15 protein-coding genes are annotated in these 15,101 nt (G+C 64.8%); 4 read left to right on the plus strand and 11 right to left on the minus strand.

Annotated elements, in window-relative coordinates:
- Window positions 1-11: 11 nt before the first annotated feature.
- Window positions 12-1,226 (minus strand): deoxyguanosinetriphosphate triphosphohydrolase, encoded by a 1,215-nt coding sequence (locus HZF03_RS14390; protein WP_119017182.1) that lies wholly within the window; start codon window positions 1,224-1,226, stop codon window positions 12-14.
- 106 nt (window positions 1,227-1,332) lie between these two features.
- On the opposite strand from HZF03_RS14390, the gene erpA reads away from it, so the two are divergent.
- The 3 genes from erpA to HZF03_RS14405 all read left to right on the plus strand — a co-directional run bounded on the left by erpA (window position 1,333) and on the right by HZF03_RS14405 (window position 3,962).
- Window positions 1,333-1,665, plus strand: coding sequence for an iron-sulfur cluster insertion protein ErpA (gene erpA, locus HZF03_RS14395; protein ID WP_011158405.1), 333 nt, complete (start codon window positions 1,333-1,335; stop codon window positions 1,663-1,665).
- 222 nt (window positions 1,666-1,887) lie between these two features.
- Window positions 1,888-2,901, plus strand: coding sequence for a cache domain-containing protein (locus tag HZF03_RS14400; RefSeq protein WP_119017181.1), 1,014 nt, complete (start codon window positions 1,888-1,890; stop codon window positions 2,899-2,901).
- Complete coding sequence (locus HZF03_RS14405) at window positions 2,898-3,962, plus strand: ligand-gated ion channel (protein ID WP_119017180.1); 1,065 nt, start codon at window positions 2,898-2,900, stop codon at window positions 3,960-3,962. The genes HZF03_RS14400 and HZF03_RS14405 overlap by 4 nt, the downstream gene beginning before the upstream one ends.
- A gap of 26 nt (window positions 3,963-3,988) precedes the next feature.
- Here the strand turns inward: HZF03_RS14405 and HZF03_RS14410 are convergent, their stop codons facing one another.
- The 3 genes from HZF03_RS14410 to HZF03_RS14420 form a co-directional block, all read right to left on the minus strand.
- The gene (locus HZF03_RS14410) at window positions 3,989-4,726 is read right to left on the minus strand and encodes a hypothetical protein (protein ID WP_119017179.1); all 738 of its coding nucleotides are present in this window, start codon (window positions 4,724-4,726) and stop codon (window positions 3,989-3,991) included.
- A 124-nt stretch (window positions 4,727-4,850) separates the two neighbouring features.
- Window positions 4,851-5,810 carry a hypothetical protein gene (locus HZF03_RS14415; RefSeq protein ID WP_119017178.1) on the minus strand — a complete coding sequence of 320 codons (960 nt, stop codon included), beginning with the start codon at window positions 5,808-5,810 and terminating at the stop codon, window positions 4,851-4,853.
- Window positions 5,811-5,972: 162 nt separating this feature from the next.
- Window positions 5,973-6,332 (minus strand): helix-turn-helix domain-containing protein, encoded by a 360-nt coding sequence (locus HZF03_RS14420; RefSeq protein ID WP_165858087.1) that lies wholly within the window; start codon window positions 6,330-6,332, stop codon window positions 5,973-5,975.
- A gap of 161 nt (window positions 6,333-6,493) precedes the next feature.
- Here HZF03_RS14420 and xth point away from each other — a divergent pair, with 161 nt between their 5' ends.
- Complete coding sequence (gene xth, locus HZF03_RS14425; protein ID WP_119017209.1) at window positions 6,494-7,285, plus strand: exodeoxyribonuclease III; 792 nt, start codon at window positions 6,494-6,496, stop codon at window positions 7,283-7,285.
- Between the two features lie 201 nt (window positions 7,286-7,486).
- Here xth and HZF03_RS14430 read toward each other — a convergent pair whose 3' ends face one another.
- The 7 genes from HZF03_RS14430 to pdhA all read right to left on the minus strand — a co-directional run bounded on the left by HZF03_RS14430 (window position 7,487) and on the right by pdhA (window position 15,077).
- A complete protein-coding gene (locus HZF03_RS14430) occupies window positions 7,487-8,308 on the minus strand; it encodes a tetratricopeptide repeat protein (RefSeq protein WP_011158411.1) in 822 nt (273 codons plus the stop codon).
- Window positions 8,295-8,738: a hypothetical protein gene (locus HZF03_RS14435; protein WP_165858086.1), complete on the minus strand. Its 444-nt coding sequence runs from the start codon at window positions 8,736-8,738 to the stop codon at window positions 8,295-8,297. Before HZF03_RS14435 ends, HZF03_RS14430 begins: the two co-directional genes overlap by 14 nt.
- Before the next feature lie 232 nt (window positions 8,739-8,970).
- Complete coding sequence (lpdA, locus tag HZF03_RS14440) at window positions 8,971-10,392, minus strand: dihydrolipoyl dehydrogenase (protein ID WP_119017176.1); 1,422 nt, start codon at window positions 10,390-10,392, stop codon at window positions 8,971-8,973.
- A gap of 75 nt (window positions 10,393-10,467) precedes the next feature.
- Window positions 10,468-11,859, minus strand: coding sequence for a pyruvate dehydrogenase complex dihydrolipoamide acetyltransferase (locus tag HZF03_RS14445; protein WP_119017175.1), 1,392 nt, complete (start codon window positions 11,857-11,859; stop codon window positions 10,468-10,470).
- 12 nt (window positions 11,860-11,871) lie between these two features.
- Window positions 11,872-12,168 carry a DUF5076 domain-containing protein gene (locus HZF03_RS14450; RefSeq protein WP_011158414.1) on the minus strand — a complete coding sequence of 99 codons (297 nt, stop codon included), beginning with the start codon at window positions 12,166-12,168 and terminating at the stop codon, window positions 11,872-11,874.
- A gap of 406 nt (window positions 12,169-12,574) precedes the next feature.
- Entirely contained in the window at window positions 12,575-13,984 is a 1,410-nt protein-coding gene (locus HZF03_RS14455) for a pyruvate dehydrogenase complex E1 component subunit beta (protein WP_119017174.1), read from the minus strand.
- Window positions 13,985-14,042: 58 nt separating this feature from the next.
- A complete protein-coding gene (gene pdhA, locus HZF03_RS14460; RefSeq protein ID WP_119017173.1) occupies window positions 14,043-15,077 on the minus strand; it encodes a pyruvate dehydrogenase (acetyl-transferring) E1 component subunit alpha in 1,035 nt (344 codons plus the stop codon).
- Between the last annotated feature and the right edge of the window lie 24 nt (window positions 15,078-15,101).

Consider the following 15,101-nt stretch of genomic DNA (forward strand, 5'->3'; position numbering starts at 1 on the left):
CCGGGCGCCGCCTAACGCAAATCCGGGGTCGAGTCAAAAAGCCGCTGATGTTCGGCGAGCGCATAGCGGTCGGTCATGCCGGCGATGAAATTGCGAATCCGCAGCAGCCGATCGGCTTCGCACTCGGCCACCGGGCCGTTGGCCGGCAGCCAGTCCGGCGGCAGGTCCGACGGATGATCGCAGTAGCGGCGAAACAGGTCGGCAACGATCGCTTCGGCGTCGCGCATCACCTTCATGACCCGCTCGGCGCGGTACATCCGGGTCCACAGGAAGGCCTTGATCTCGGCTTCGGCCTTGGCTGTCTCGGCCGGAAAAGCCACCAGCGCCTGCTCGGCGCGGCGGACGTCATTGGCGGAGGCCGGCTTCGTCTCGGCGATCCGGCGCTCCGCTTCGGCCGCGACCGCGCCGATGAAGTGCGATATCAGCTCGCGCACCAGCTCAGCGCCGCGCCGGCCGTCGTCGAGCCCCGGATAGCGCCGGTCGATCGCGGCGATGATCCGCGCCACCAGCGGCACCTCGATCAGATCGTTGATCCGAAACAGACCGGCACGCAGGCCGTCGTCAATGTCGTGGGCGTCGTAGGCGATGTCGTCCGCAATCGCCGCCACCTGGGCCTCGAGCGAGGCGAAGCTCCAAAGCTGCAGATCGAAGCGCTGATTGAACTCGGTGATGCCGCGCGGCACGCCGTGCTCGGCATAGCGCGGCAGCGGCGCACCGGTGCGGTCGGTCAGCGGGCCGTTGTGCTTGACCACGCCTTCCAGCGTCTCCCAGGTCAGGTTGAGGCCGTCGAATTCGGGATAACGGTGTTCGAGTGCCGTCAGCACCCGCAGCGTCTGCGCATTGTGGTCGAAGCCGCCGGCATCTTTCAGGCAGGCATCGAGCGCCCGCTCGCCGGCGTGGCCGAACGGCGGATGGCCGAGATCGTGGGCCAGCGCCAGCGTCTCGGTGAGGTCTTCGTCGAGCCCGAGCTGGCGGGCCAGCGCACGGGCGATCTGCGCCACTTCCAGACTGTGGGTCAGCCGGGTGCGGTAGTGATCGCCCTCGTGAAACACGAAGACCTGGGTCTTGTGCTTCAGGCGGCGAAACGCGTTGGAATGGATGACGCGGTCGCAATCCCGGCGAAACGCGCTGCGGGTCCGGCTCGGCGGCTCATGGAATTGCCGGCCGCGGCTGTGGTCCGGATCGCAGCCAAAGGCTGCACGGGGAGCTGCCATTCCGACCGACACGCGCGCGACTCGTCCTTCAGCGTTTGATTCTGCGGTGCGGCGCACTTAACTATTGTTGGCAAAGAAATCCAATGACGGGCCCTGCCCGAGGACACGGAGCGGCGAGATGACGGAATCGAGCGTCACCATCAGCGAACGCGCGGCGCGCCGGATCGGCGAAATCCTCAAGGGCGAAGGCCAAGGCGCGATGCTGCGGATCAGCGTCGAAGGCGGCGGTTGCTCCGGCTTCCAGTACAAATTCGACGTCGACCGCACCAAGACCGACGACGATCTGGTGATCGCCAAGGAAGGCGCGGTGGTGCTGGTCGATTCCGCCTCGGTGCCGTTCCTCGCCGGCTCGGAAGTCGACTTCGTCGACGACCTGATCGGCGCCTCGTTCCGGGTCAACAACCCGAACGCGACCGCCTCCTGCGGCTGCGGCACCAGCTTCTCGATCTGAACAAAGGCTCGGTTGCGGCGCCTCTTCGGCACGCGCAGCCGTTGGATTTGAGACGCCAGATCAAGACAAACGTCGCCTGCCGTACCTTCTGCTCTTGGTTCCGGTTCCCTGTTCCGCTAAGGCGCAGCCGAAGAACCCTCCGAACCGACCTTCGGCAGCGCGCGATGCCCCGCGCGCTGCGCGGCCATGTCGAGGATGGGTCACCAGCCCCCGGAAACCTCGATGTCGGTGCCTCACAGCGTTCCCCGTCCGCCTCTGCGCGTCTCCAGCGTCCATGCCGGCCTGATCACCGCGCTGGTGCTGGCGCTGAGCTTCGGCGCGATGCTCGCCCTCACCTTCTCGATGCAAAACGACGTGATCGCGCGCGACCGCGATCACCAGATGGCGGCGGTCAGTCAGGCGATCACCGCCGCGCTGGACGAAGCCGGGCGGTTCGCGCTGACCCAGGCGGAGACCACGGCGCGGCAGCGCGCCGTGGCGCGCGCTCTCGCCGCCGGGGACCGTGCCGCGCTGACGGAGCTTACTGCGGCGCCCTATGCGTATCTGAAGAGCCAGGGCGTGCCGGTGTTCGGCTTTCACGCCGCCGACATGACCTATCTGTTGCGGCTGCATCTGCCGGATAAGTTCGGCGACGACCTGACGAAGTTTCGCCAGATGGTGCTCGCTGCCAACAAGACGCGGCGCTCGCAAGTCGGCCTCGAGATCGGCGTCGCCGGCACCTTCGTGCGCGGCATCGCGGTGATCAACGACGGCGACCGCTTCGTCGGCACCGTCGAGGCCGGCCTCAATCTCGAGCCGATCCTCGAACAGGTGAAGACCCTGACCAATGCCGACATCGCGGTGGTGCTGAGCCAATCGCTCGCCGAATTGCCGCCGCGCGGGCCCGGCGACAAGGGCGAGCAGTTCGGCGACCTGATCGCGCTCGCCTCGACCGACACCCCGCTGTTCACCGGCCTGTTGCGCGACGGCGCCATCCGCCTCGCCCGCACCCGCGAGATCAGCCCGTATCGGATCGGCGGCGAGACCGGTGCGATCCTGGTGCAGCCGCTGATCGATTTCTCCGGCCGGATGATCGGTAACATCGCGGCCGTGAAGAGCTTCGCGTCGCACGGCGCAGCATTGCAGCAGACCCGGATCGAGCTGATCGCGGCGGCGCTGATCGGCATCGTGCTCGCCTTCGTCGCCTTCTCGGTGTTGGCCCGAATGCTGAAGCCGCGCGACGAGGCGCAGGCATGAGGTCACTACTGGCGGCTTTGATGATCGTTTTCATTGCGCTGTGCGGCGCGCCCGCGTCCGCCGCAAGCTCCCCGCCGGAAGGGCTGCCCGAAGGCGTCGAGCTGCCGGTCAAAGTCCGCATCGGCCTGCGCGTGCTCGACATCACCGAAATCCGCGAAGTAATCGGCCGCGCGCGGCTGTACATTGAAGTCACCCAGCGCTGGACCGATCCGCGCCGGCGGTTCGATCCGCTCGACGCCGGCACCTCGCGGATCGACCGCGTCGGCGCCGAAGCACGGCAGTACATCGCGGGCATCTGGACGCCGGGTCTGGCGATCGACAATCAGCTCGGCGAGCCGCGCGCCAAGGCCGATGCCGTCTCGGTCTATTCGGACGGCAGTGTCGTGTTGGTCGAACGCTACGAGGCCGATTTCCGGGTTGGCGTCGACATGGCGGCGTTCCCGTTCGACCGCCAGCGGCTGTCGCTGTCGTTCTCGCTGCCGCGCTACGCCAAGCAGGACGCGATGCTGGTGACCACCGAGACCGACCGGCTGTTCTCGCGGATCGAACCGAAACTATCGGTGATCGACTGGCGGCCGCTCGACCTCACCTTCTTCTACGACGAAGCCGCAGGCTGGAACGCGCGCGCCTATTCGCGGCTGAACGCGACGATCGGCATCGAGCGGCTGTCGGAGCGCTATCTGCTGCGGCTGTTCATCCCGATCGTCTCGACCCTGGCGGTGTCGCTATTCGTGCTGTGGATCCCCGGCACCGCACCAAAGGATCACGGCAGCCTGGTGTTCTCCGCCCTGCTGGCGCTGGCGGCGATCAGCTTCACCTACGAGGCGAGTTTTCCCGGCTCGATCTCGCTGAACACGCCGATCGCGAAGATCATCTCGCTCGGCTATTTCTATCTCGTCGTGGTGGTGCTGATCGACGCGCTGCTATGGAAGCCGCGCAGCGATCCGGCCTCGCGCTATCACGTCCTCGCCATCGGCCTTCGCTCGCACTGCCGCTGGGCGCTGCCGTCGATCATGGTGATCGTCTGCCTCGCGCTGGTGCTACGGGGACTGCCGGGATAGCGGAGCGTTTTCGTGCGGCGAGTTCGTCAGGACGTGGTGAATTCCGACTTCACGATCAGCCCCGGCTTGCCGTCCTTCAGGAGTCCAGCCACCATGTTCTTGACCGTCCAGGTGCCATCGGTGTTGTAGCTAACACCGAACGCCGTGTAGCCAGCCGCCGCATCGCACAGTGCAGCGGTCGGCGACAGGGACGCGAAGCTCAATACCGTGCCTGCGACGTACTTACCGGTCTGGACGTAGAACTTCAGCGACGGGGTGCAGTCCAGCCGGGCGTTCGGCGAAGCCGTCACGAAATTGGACAGCAGGATCCCTCCGGCGAGCGACTCCATCGCAACGCCGGCGTTATAGTTGGTCAATGTCGGGTCGAACACCGCCGTGACGATCCGGAATGCGCCGACCGGCACGTCATCCGTCGACGTCGGCATCGACAAGCCGAGCGACGGCGACACCGACATCGTCGTGGTGTTGTTGATCGGCGCGCCTTGCGCCGGCGTCAGCTCGATCGCGCGGAGAGCACCTGCCTGCCCGACCGGTTGACCCGGCTTTGGCGGAGCAATCTGCTGCTGAACGCCGGCGTAGGATTTCGGCGTGAACATGAAACTGATCACCGCGCCGGACGTGGCGTACGGCAACAGAGGCTGACCGCACAGGCTGCTGACGTAGACTGGACCGCTGCTGGAATATTGCGCCGGCTGCTGGAAGAAGCAGAAATCCTGCGAGGTGCTGCTGTCGTTCTTAAGATTGATGGTGATCGTCGTCGCCATGGCTGTCGCGTCGCTTCCCTGGTCTTCTGTCAACGCGAATGGCCGGAGGCAGCATGGCCTCCGGCCGTTACTTAGCAGGACCGCCGGTTCGGGTGCTTTACCCGACCAAGAGGTTAGCTCGCTCTTAGTCGAAAACCGCGGTATTTCCCGCGACGTCAGTACAGGTCAAACCCTGATACCGGCCACCGACCGGCCCGACCTGGTAGTCGCGATTCCGAATGATGACACCCGGCGCAGTGAGGTTAGTCACGGTGACGGGGCGCAAGAAGTTCGCCGCCAGGCCCGTGGACACAACTGCCGTACCTGCCTCGTTGAGAATCTCGGCAATCTGGGCCGCCGCATTCAGCTCGGTCGTGAAGGATGACTTCTCGAGCAGACCGCGGCTGCCGTTGGCGAGCTGAGACAACGCCATGTTCTTCACCGTCCAGGTGCCGTTGGGGTTGTAGCTGACGTTGAACGTGGTGAAGCCGGGGGTGGCGTCGCAAAGCGCCGCCCCCACCGACGACGAGGTGAAATTCATCACCGTTCCGGCGGTGTAGGTGCCGGTCTGAACGTAGAACTTAATGATCGGTTGGCAGTCCAGATTGGTGTTGGGTTGAGCGGTGACGAAGTTCGACAGCGTGATGGCCCCCGTCAGCGACTGCACCGCCGAGCCCGCGCTGTAATTCATCAGCACCGGATCGTACACCGGCGTCACGATCCGGAACGAGCCGGCCTGCGGGCCATCCGTCGAGACCGGTACGGACAAGCCCAGCGACGGATCAACCGTCATGTTGGTGGTGTTCTTGGTGGGCGTACCGCCCGACGCAGGCGTGAGCTCGATCGGCTGAATCGCGCCGAGCTGGCCGGACGGCTGCCCGATCTGCGGCGGGTCCACCTGCTGCTGAACGCCAGCATAGTACTGCAGGATCATCGTGAAGCTCAGCACCGACCCCGAGGTCGCATACGGCAGCAGCGTCTGACTGTAGAGGCTGTTGGTGTAGACCTTGGGGCCGCCGGAATAGACGGCCGGCTGCTGGAAGAAGAAGAAATTCTGGGTCGAAGTGCTGTTGTTCGTGACGTTGATGGTGATCTTGGTGGCCATGGTGGTCTCCTGGCGGGCTACGGGGTGTGGTTGAACCCTCGGAATATTTACAACCAAGGGTTGCATAACCGTAACGCAGGCAACCACTCCGGAATGCAACTTCTGATTGCATTGCGAGCAAGATGCAGCCGCTCAACTTGCGCGGGTGGCAACTTCGGCCGTTCAGAGCTCTGAGACCTCGGGAAACAACGAGCTGATGAAGGCGATCAGGAGCGTCTTGGAGCGCTCCGACATCCGCATCTCGGCCCCGCGGATGCAGCTGACGAGTCGCGAATCAGCCGGCTCCGCACGCGCCGGGAGGGTGGTGTGGCCGTCGATCCGGCCACGGCCGGTCAGAAACCAGTCCAGCGAGATGTCGAGAACGCTGCACAGCAGCACCGCGTGATCGACCGAGATCGGGCCGTTGTTCTTCCAGCGCGTCACCGTGCTTTCATTGACGCCCATCGCGAACGCCAGGGCATGCTGCTTGGTCATGCCCCTGAGCTGCATGGCTTCGACCATCCGTGCTCCGCGACTCGACATGCCCGCCGCTCCGCTCTCGGTTCATCGCGCTGCCGTGGACGTTGGCGCGGCGACTTACACGATTGCCGCGCCAGATTTGCGTCCGACGCGGATTGCTCTATCACAGCGCTGCACGGCACGATCTGCCGCGGCGCAAATCATCCCGGGCAACGGACGGCGCGATGCGGATTGCGACTTGGAACGTCAACTCGGTCCGGCAGCGGCTGGACCATCTGGTCAGCTGGCTGCAGGACTGCCGGCCCGACGTGGTCTGCCTGCAGGAAATCAAATGCGTCGACGAGGCGTTTCCGCGCGAGCCGATCGAGGCGCTCGGCTACAACGTCGTCACCCACGGCCAGAAGACTTTCAACGGCGTGGCGCTGCTGTCGAAATACCCGCTCGAAGAAGCCAATCCGGGTCTCGCCGGTGACGAGAGCGACATGCACGCCCGGTTTCTCGAAGGCGTCGTGTCGCTGAAGCACGGTGTCGTCCGCGTCGCCTGCCTGTACCTGCCGAACGGCAATCCGGTCGGCAGCGAGAAGTATCCCTACAAGCTGAGCTGGATGGCGCGGCTGCGCGACTACGCCCAGCAGCGGCTGAAGACCGAGGAGCCGTTGATCCTGGCAGGCGACTTCAACGTCATCCCGCAGGCTGAGGACGTCCACAATCCGGCCGCCTGGACCGAGGACGCACTATTCCGGCCGGAGACCCGCGAGAGTTTCCAGACCCTGCTCGGCCTCGGCCTGACCGACGCCCTGCGCGCCACCACCGACGCGCCCGGCCAATACACCTTCTGGGATTACCAGGCCGGCGCCTGGCAGAAGAACTGGGGGATACGGATCGACCACCTGCTGCTGTCGCCCCAGGCCGCCGACCGGCTCCAGAACGTCGGCATCGACAGCTATGTGCGCAATTGGGAGAAGCCGTCCGACCACGTCCCGGTGTGGGCGGATCTCGACCTCGAAGCGGCGTAAGCGCTCTTTGAGGCACTGAGTGCGTCACCCTGAGTTGGCGCGCGCAGCCCCCTCGAAGGGCACCGGCGGCCGCGCAGGCGGCGGCGACCATCCGTGCAGCCATCCTTTGAGGCCCGCCGCTATGCGGCGGGTACCTCAGGATGAGGTTGTGCTCGCTGATAGATGGGATCGCCGGTGCTGGAACGCCGCCCGGTGACGACCTCAGTCCCGCCGGCCCTGGACCCAGTGCTCGAGCATCTGCAGCGCCATCACCCGGTCGTCGTCGGACGCTTTGGAGAAGGCTTTGTTGTAGCTGTCCTTGATCCAGGCCTCTTCCGGCGTCGCGGCATCGCGGGCCAGCGTCAGCCACATCAGGCCGCGAGCGGCCTGGCGCGGCAGTTTCTCGCCGTTGAACAGCAGTTGGCCGAGCATGGCCTGGGCCTGATGCTGGCCCTTCTGGGCGGCGAGGCCAAGCCAGCGCGCGCCATAGCGGAAATCGCGCGGCACGCCGACGCCGTCGATGTACAGCCGCGCCAGATCGTACTGCGCGTCAGCATTGCCGAAATACGAGGCGGCGTAGGAGAACATCTCGCGCGCCCGCTCCGGATCGCGCTTGACCTTCGAATTCGGGATGCCGTCGAGGTAGTAGCGGCCGAGCGCCACAAAGGCGTTGGCGACGATCGCAGCCTGCGGCGCCGACGGGCTGTCCTCGGCGTGGGCATTGGCGATCTTGCTGAAATAGTCGAAGGCGCGCAGGTCATCCTGGTCGACGCCGTTGCCGTCGGCATACATTTTCCCGAGCCGCCACTGCGCGATCGGGTGGCCGCCCTCGGCGGCATACTGCAAGGCTGTGAGCGAGGTGGTCGACGGCGCCGCCGGCAGCGCCTTCTTCAGCGCCGGCGCCGTGGCCGGCTGGCTGGTGGCGACCGGGATCGCGGTGTCCTCCGGGCGAACCGGGGTGCCTTCGAACGCAGCCGCCGGGACGGCGCTCGCTCCTGCGCCGATCAGCAACGCGGCAAAAACGCTACGCTTAAAATTCCGCATCGCACATCTCGCGGGTCACCCCCGGTGCGGTCGCAACGACCGGCCGGCTTTCCATCCAACACGCTCCCGCCCTCTCCTCTGTCGCGGCAACACCCGTTTCGGACGGGTCGGTTGCCAACGCTGCGGCGGTCAAATTTCTGTCACGGCCGCGACCGGCCGTCGGCTGTTCGACGGTCAGGTGATCGCACCTTGTGTGGCCATGATTGCGCAAGATCGTCGCCGGGAGCTGGGCAACCTCACCATCGCCCTGCTGTTTGGCGAGATGACGGCCGACCCGCTGCAAATCCGCGGCAGACAGTGACTTTTTGAAGACGTGAGGTTGAGAGCCGAGGCCGAACAGACCCGCACTAACCGCTCCCGACAGGTTCGCGGCGCCGCCAGTGATCTGGCGGCTCGTCGGCATCGACCTCATCGGCGTCGTGGCGAACATTCGCGAACTCGTCTTTCCGGCCGCCTCGCTGTCGGGCTTTCCGGACCCTCCCGGTAAGACCATCGACCTGCGCTCGGCTCAGGTCAGATGATCTCATTGACCGGTGTGGCCAAAAAGCGGCGTGTGCAAGAGCGACCGTCAAAGACGGTTAAATGATGCAGAACTGTTGCGACACAGCAACAAGAGTGTCCTGGCGGACACCCTTTTCAGGTGCACTTAGTCGCCGGTCGGGTCAGGCGTTGAGCACCTTGCCGTAGGCGTCGAGCACGGCTTCCTTCATCATCTCCGACAGCGTCGGGTGCGGGAAGACGGTGTGCAGCAGTTCTTCCTCGGTGGTCTCGAGGTTCATCGCCACCACGTAGCCCTGGATCAGCTCGGTCACTTCGGCGCCGATCATATGCGCACCCAAGAGCTGCCCTGTCTTCTTGTCGAAGATCACCTTGACCAGGCCCTGGTCCTCGCCGAGCGCAATCGCCTTGCCGTTGGCGGTGAACGGGAAGCGGCCGACCCGGATCTCCCGGCCCTGCTCCTTCGCCTTGGCCTCTGTCAGGCCCACGGAGGCGACCTGCGGCTGGCAGTAGGTGCAGCCCGGGATCAGGCTCTTATCGAGCGGATGCGGATGCAGGCCCTTGATGGCCTCGACACAGATCACCCCCTCGTGCTCGGCCTTGTGCGCCAGCATCGGCGGGCCCGCGACGTCGCCGATCGCATAGAGGCCGGGGACGTTGGTGCGGCCGAGGCCGTCGGTGACGATGGTGCCGCGATCGAGCTTCACCCCGAGCTTGTCCAGGCCGAGATTTTCAACATTGCCGACCACGCCGACCGCCGAGATCACACGGTCGAATTCCGCAGTCTCCGGCTTGCCGTTGCCGGGATCGATGGTGGCAACCACGCTGTCGGCCTTCTTGTCGAGCTTGGTGACTTTGGCGCCGGTCAGGATCTTGATGCCTTGCTTCTCGAACCGCTTGCGGGCGAGCGCGGCGATCTCGGCGTCCTCGACGGGCAAGATCTGCGGCAGCACCTCGACTACGGTGACCTTGGCGCCCATGGTGTGGAAGAACGAGGCGAACTCGATGCCGATCGCGCCCGAGCCGACCACCAGCAGCGACTTCGGCATCACTTCCGGCACCATCGCTTCGAAATAGGTCCAGACCAGCTTCTTGTCCGGTTCGAGCCCCGGCAGCACCCGCGGCCGTGCCCCGGTGGCGACGATGATGTGCTTGGCCTGATAGCTGCCCGGCGGCAGCGCGCCCTTCGGCGCCTCGGTCTTGGAAGCAGCGACCGTCAGCTTGCCCGGCGCATCGATGGTTGCCTGGCCCCAGATGATCGAGATCTTGTTCTTCTTCATCAGGAAGCCGACGCCGTCGTTCAGCCGCTTCGACACCCCGCGCGAGCGCTGCACGATCGCCTTCGGATCGAACGAGATGTTGTCCGCCGACAGCCCGTAATCCTTGGCGTGCTGCATGTAGTGATAGATTTCCGCCGAGCGCAGCAGCGCCTTGGTCGGGATGCAGCCCCAGTTCAGGCAGATGCCGCCGAGATACGACTTCTCGACAATCGCGGTCTTGAACCCGAGCTGCGCCGCCCGGATCGCCGCGACATAGCCGCCGGGGCCGGAACCGATGATGATGACGTCGAAGGAGGTGTCGGACATAACTACTCGCTCTTCTTCCCTTCACCCGGCCACAGGTGGCGACCACCTCTCCCACAAGGGGAGAGGGTTAGACGTTCACACCATCATCATCACGGGATTTTCGATCAGCGTTTTGAAGGCGCCGATCAGTTCGGCGCCGAGCGCGCCATCGACGGCGCGGTGATCGCAGCTCAGCGTCACGCTCATCATGGTGGCGATTTCGATCTTGCCGTCCCGGGCGATCGGGCGCTGCTCGCCGGTGCCGACCGCCAGGATGGTGGCGTGCGGCGGGTTGATCACGGCGGTGAAGTCCTTGATGCCGAACATCCCGAGATTGGACACCGCGGTGGTGCCGCCCTGGTACTCTTCGGGCTTCAGCTTGCGGGCCCGTGCGCGGGCAGCGAAGTCCTTCATCTGCGCTGAGATCGACGACAGCGACTGCGTCTCCGCGCTGCGGATGATCGGGGTAATCAGTCCGCCCGGCATCGCCACCGCAACACCGATGTCGGAATGCTTGTGCTTGAGCATCCCGCCTTCGGTCCATGATACGTTGGCGTCGGGGATGCGCTGCAGGGCGATCGCCATCGCCTTGATGATGAAGTCGTTCACCGACAGCTTGTAGGCCGGCTTGCCGTCCTTGTCCTTCGGCGCGGCGGCGTTGATGTCCTCGCGCGCGGCCAGCAGCCGGTCGAGGTTGCAGTCGATCGTCAGATAGAAATGCGGGATGGTCTGGGTCGACTGCGTCAACCTTTGCGCAATGGTCCGGCGCATGCCGTCGTGCGGCACGACTTCGTAGGAGCCTTCCGGATACAGTGCGCGGATCTGCTGATCCGACATCGCCGCTGCGATCGCAGGACCGGCGGGCGCCGAAGCCGGCGCCTTGAGGCCACCGCCAGACTTGGCCTGCTCGACGTCGCGGGCGATGACGCGGCCGTGCGGGCCGGTGCCGGTGACCCCGGCGATATCGATGCCGGCATCCTTCGCCAGCCGCCGCGCCAAGGGCGAAGCGAACACGCGGCCATTCGCCGGCGCTGGAGCCCCCTCACCCGCCGCCTGCGGCGGCGACCTGTCCCCGTTAGGGAGAGGTGAAGGCGGCTGTGGCGTCGGCCTTTGGTCAGCCTTGTCCTGTACGTGCGAATTGGCCTCGGCCTTGCCGCCCGCGGGGCCGGCTCCCTCTTCCCTCTGGGGAGAGGAGGCACCGCCGGCACTGGCCTTCCAGCCTGCCCCCGCTGCCTTGACGTCCTCGCCGTCCGCAGCCAGCACCGCGATCACGTCGTTGACGGGAACGTCCTGGGTGCCTTCGGGCACAACGATCTTGGCGAGCGTCCCCTCGTCGGCCGCTTCGACTTCCATCGTCGCCTTGTCGGTCTCGATCTCGGCGATGACGTCGCCGCTCTTGACCTTGTCACCCTCCTTCTTCAGCCACTTCGCAAGGTTGCCCTTCTCCATGGTCGGCGACAGCGCGGGCATCAGAATGTTGATCGGCATGAGGACAGAACCTTACTGCGTCCGTTCGGTGGTGGCGCCGGTGTCGGTCGGGCGCGACAGCTCGGCCTCGAACATTTCGACGATGCGTTCGAGCGCTTCGTCTTCCGTGTATTCGCTCTCGCGCGCATAGGAGCGCGCGGCGTGGCGGGCGATGTCGACGAGCAACAGCCCCCACATCTCCGGATCTTCAAACGCACGCATGAAGGCGATCGACAGACCGCCGTCGAGCACGAAGGCGCGTAACACTTCGATCGCGTCTTCGCGGCCTTCGACGTCGGGCGGCAGTGGCTGTTGCTTGGGTCCGGTCATAGGCTCACCGATAACAGACGGCTTTGGCGGTATCGCATGTCGGGCACGTCTCGATTAGCATATCAGCTGCTCCTTGCTTGAATCACATCCGACCATCTCTTTGCCAGAGAAAATCCTAGGCCTATGGCAAGAAGCAACGGGAAGAGAAAAGTTCGATACGATGGCTCCCCTATCACTGGATAGTCGAGCAGCCACGCTCCGTTTTGAATCCGAAGAAGATCAACTACGCTCCAAACTGCTGTGATGAACGATGCGGCCCCAAACACAGCAGAAAGGAAATCGACCCAATACTTCGCGACAACTCCTTTGGTCTTGATAAGACGCCGACCAAGGGAAAACGACAAAAGAAGAGCAAGGAAACAACTCGCGACAACCGAGATTTTCGCGAAGAGCTCCATCGCACGGCTCACCGATAGCAGACGGCTTTGGCGGCCTCGACCACCTCGGCGACGCTGGGCAATGCCAACTTTTCGAGATTGGCCGCGTACGGCATCGGCACGTCCTTGCCCGACACGCGAGTCACCGGTGCATCCAAGTAATCGAATGCATGCTCCATGATCCGGGCGGAGAGTTCGGCGCCGACGCCGTTCTGCTGCCAGCCCTCTTCGATCGTCACCGCGCGTCCGGTCTTCTTCACCGAGGCGATGATGGTATCGGTATCGAGCGGACGCAGCGTACGCAGGTCGATCACTTCGGCGGAGATTCCATCCTTCGCCAGCTCGTCGGCGGCCTTCAGCGTGTAGGTCATGCCGTGCGACCACGAGATCAGCGTGACGTCCTTGCCCTCGCGGACGATGCGCGCCTTGCCGATCGGGATCACGTAGTCGTCGAGCTTCGGCACTTCGCCGTGCTGCCCGTACAGCATCTCGTGCTCGAGGAAGATCACCGGATTGGGATCACGGATCGCGGCCTTGAGCAGGCCCTTGGCGTCGGCGGCCGAATACGGCGCCACCACCTTGAGGCCCGGGATCTGCGCGTACCAGGCCGAGTAGTCCTGGCTGTGCTGCGCGGCGACGCGCGAGGCGGCGCCGTTCGGACCGCGGAACACGATCGAGCAGCCGAGCTGACCGCCCGACATGTACAGCGTCTTCGCCGCCGAGTTGATGATCTGGTCGATCGCCTGCATGGCGAAGTTGAAGGTCATGAACTCGACGATCGGCTTCAGCCCGGCAAAGCCGGCGCCGACGCCGACGCCGGCGAAGCCGTGTTCGGTGATCGGGGTGTCGATCACGCGGCGGTCGCCGAATTCCTGCAGCAGCCCCTGGGTGACCTTGTAGGCGCCCTGATACTCGGCAACCTCTTCGCCCATCACGAACACGTCGGGATCGCGGCGCATCTCCTCGGCCATCGCGTCGCGCAGCGCTTCGCGGATCGTCACCGTCACCATCTCGGTGCCGGCGGGAATATCCGGATCAGCAGCCGCCGACACCGTCGGCGCTTCGGGCGCGTGCTGCGCGGGAGCCGGTGCAGACTTCGCCTGCGCGGCCTCAGGCTCCGCCGACGGCGGCGCCGATTGCGAGGCCTTGCTCTGTGCGGTCGGGTCGGACGCCTTGTCGGCATCGGCCGCGCTTTCGCCGTCGCCCAGGATGGTGGCGATCGGGGTGTTCACCGCGACGTCGTTAGTACCTTCGGGAATCAGGATCTTACCGAGCGTACCTTCGTCGGCGGCTTCGACTTCCATCGTCGCCTTGTCGGTCTCGATCTCGGCGATGACATCACCGCTTTTGACTTTGTCGCCTTCCTTCTTCAGCCATTTCGACAGGTTGCCCTTCTCCATGGTCGGCGACAGCGCGGGCATCAGAACTTGGATTGGCATTGGGGCTCCGCAGTCATTCAGTCAGGCGGGAAGCAGCCGCGAAACGGCAAGGCGGGGATCAGCGATACACATCGGTGTACAACTCCGACGGATCGGGCTCGGGATCGTGCTGAGCGAAGTCCGCGGACTCGTTGACGACCTTGCGGACCTCGGCGTCGATCGCCTTCAGGTCGTCTTCGGTCATGTCGAGTCCAAGCAGACGCTTGCGGACCTGCTCGATCGGATCCTGATCGTTGCGGATCTTGTCGACCTCTTCGCGCGACCGATATTTCGCCGGGTCCGACATCGAGTGACCGCGATACCGATAGGTCTGCATTTCGAGGATGAACGGGCCGTTGCCGGCGCGGCAATGTGCAACCGCCTTGTCGCCGGCGGCCTTCACCGCACGCACGTCCATGCCGTCGACCTGCTCGCCCGGAATATTGAACGACACACCGCGCTTAGAGAAATCGGTCTGCGCCGAGGACCGCGTCACCGACGTGCCCATCGCGTAGCGGTTGTTCTCGATCACGTAAACTACGGGGAGCTTCCACAGCTCCGCCATGTTGAAGCTCTCGTACACCTGGCCCTGATTGGCGGCGCCGTCGCCGAAATAAGCGAGGCAGACGCGGCCGTCGCCGCGATAGCGGTTGGCGAAGGCGATGCCGGTGCCGAGCGAGACCTGCGCGCCGACGATGCCGTGTCCGCCGAAGAAACTCTTCTCCCGGCTGAACATGTGCATCGAGCCCCCCTTGCCCTTGGAGTAGCCGCCGCGGCGCCCGGTAAGTTCGGCCATCACGCCGTTGGCGTCCATGCCGCAGGCGAGCATGTGGCCGTGATCGCGATAGCCGGTGATCACCTGATCACCTTCGCGCAGCGCCATCTGCATGCCGACGACGACGGCTTCCTGGCCGATGTAGAGGTGGCAGAATCCGCCGATCGCACCCATGCCGTAGAGCTGACCGGCCTTCTCTTCGAAGCGGCGGATCAGCAGCATTTCACGAAAAGCGCCGAGCTCCTGCTCCTTGGTGAAAGGCGGCACGTTCGATGGTGACGCTCCTCCGGCCTTGTCCTGTGTTGTTTCCTTCGCGGCGCTCTTCTTGGGTGCGGCCATGGCGATTCCGATAAGAGATGAGAT

The sequence above is a fragment of the Rhodopseudomonas palustris genome (genome assembly GCF_013415845.1).
Taxonomy (GTDB): Bacteria; Pseudomonadota; Alphaproteobacteria; order Rhizobiales; family Xanthobacteraceae; genus Rhodopseudomonas; species Rhodopseudomonas palustris_F.

Coding starts and splice junctions, on each gene's coding strand:
- HZF03_RS14430 (WP_011158411.1), bottom strand. CDS start 8,308: ATGCGGAATTTTAAGCGTAGCGTTTTTGCCGCGTTGCTGATCGGCGCA.
- lpdA (WP_119017176.1), bottom strand. CDS start 10,392: ATGTCCGACACCTCCTTCGACGTCATCATCATCGGTTCCGGCCCCGGC.
- xth (WP_119017209.1), top strand. CDS start 6,494: ATGCGGATTGCGACTTGGAACGTCAACTCGGTCCGGCAGCGGCTGGAC.
- HZF03_RS14415 (WP_119017178.1), bottom strand. CDS start 5,810: ATGGCCACCAAGATCACCATCAACGTCACGAACAACAGCACTTCGACC.
- HZF03_RS14405 (WP_119017180.1), top strand. CDS start 2,898: ATGAGGTCACTACTGGCGGCTTTGATGATCGTTTTCATTGCGCTGTGC.
- erpA (WP_011158405.1), top strand. CDS start 1,333: ATGACGGAATCGAGCGTCACCATCAGCGAACGCGCGGCGCGCCGGATC.
- pdhA (WP_119017173.1), bottom strand. CDS start 15,077: ATGGCCGCACCCAAGAAGAGCGCCGCGAAGGAAACAACACAGGACAAG.
- HZF03_RS14450 (WP_011158414.1), bottom strand. CDS start 12,168: ATGACCGGACCCAAGCAACAGCCACTGCCGCCCGACGTCGAAGGCCGC.
- HZF03_RS14400 (WP_119017181.1), top strand. CDS start 1,888: ATGTCGGTGCCTCACAGCGTTCCCCGTCCGCCTCTGCGCGTCTCCAGC.
- HZF03_RS14435 (WP_165858086.1), bottom strand. CDS start 8,738: ATGTTCGCCACGACGCCGATGAGGTCGATGCCGACGAGCCGCCAGATC.
- HZF03_RS14455 (WP_119017174.1), bottom strand. CDS start 13,984: ATGCCAATCCAAGTTCTGATGCCCGCGCTGTCGCCGACCATGGAGAAG.
- HZF03_RS14420 (WP_165858087.1), bottom strand. CDS start 6,332: ATGTCGAGTCGCGGAGCACGGATGGTCGAAGCCATGCAGCTCAGGGGC.
- HZF03_RS14410 (WP_119017179.1), bottom strand. CDS start 4,726: ATGGCGACGACGATCACCATCAATCTTAAGAACGACAGCAGCACCTCG.
- HZF03_RS14445 (WP_119017175.1), bottom strand. CDS start 11,859: ATGCCGATCAACATTCTGATGCCCGCGCTGTCGCCGACCATGGAGAAG.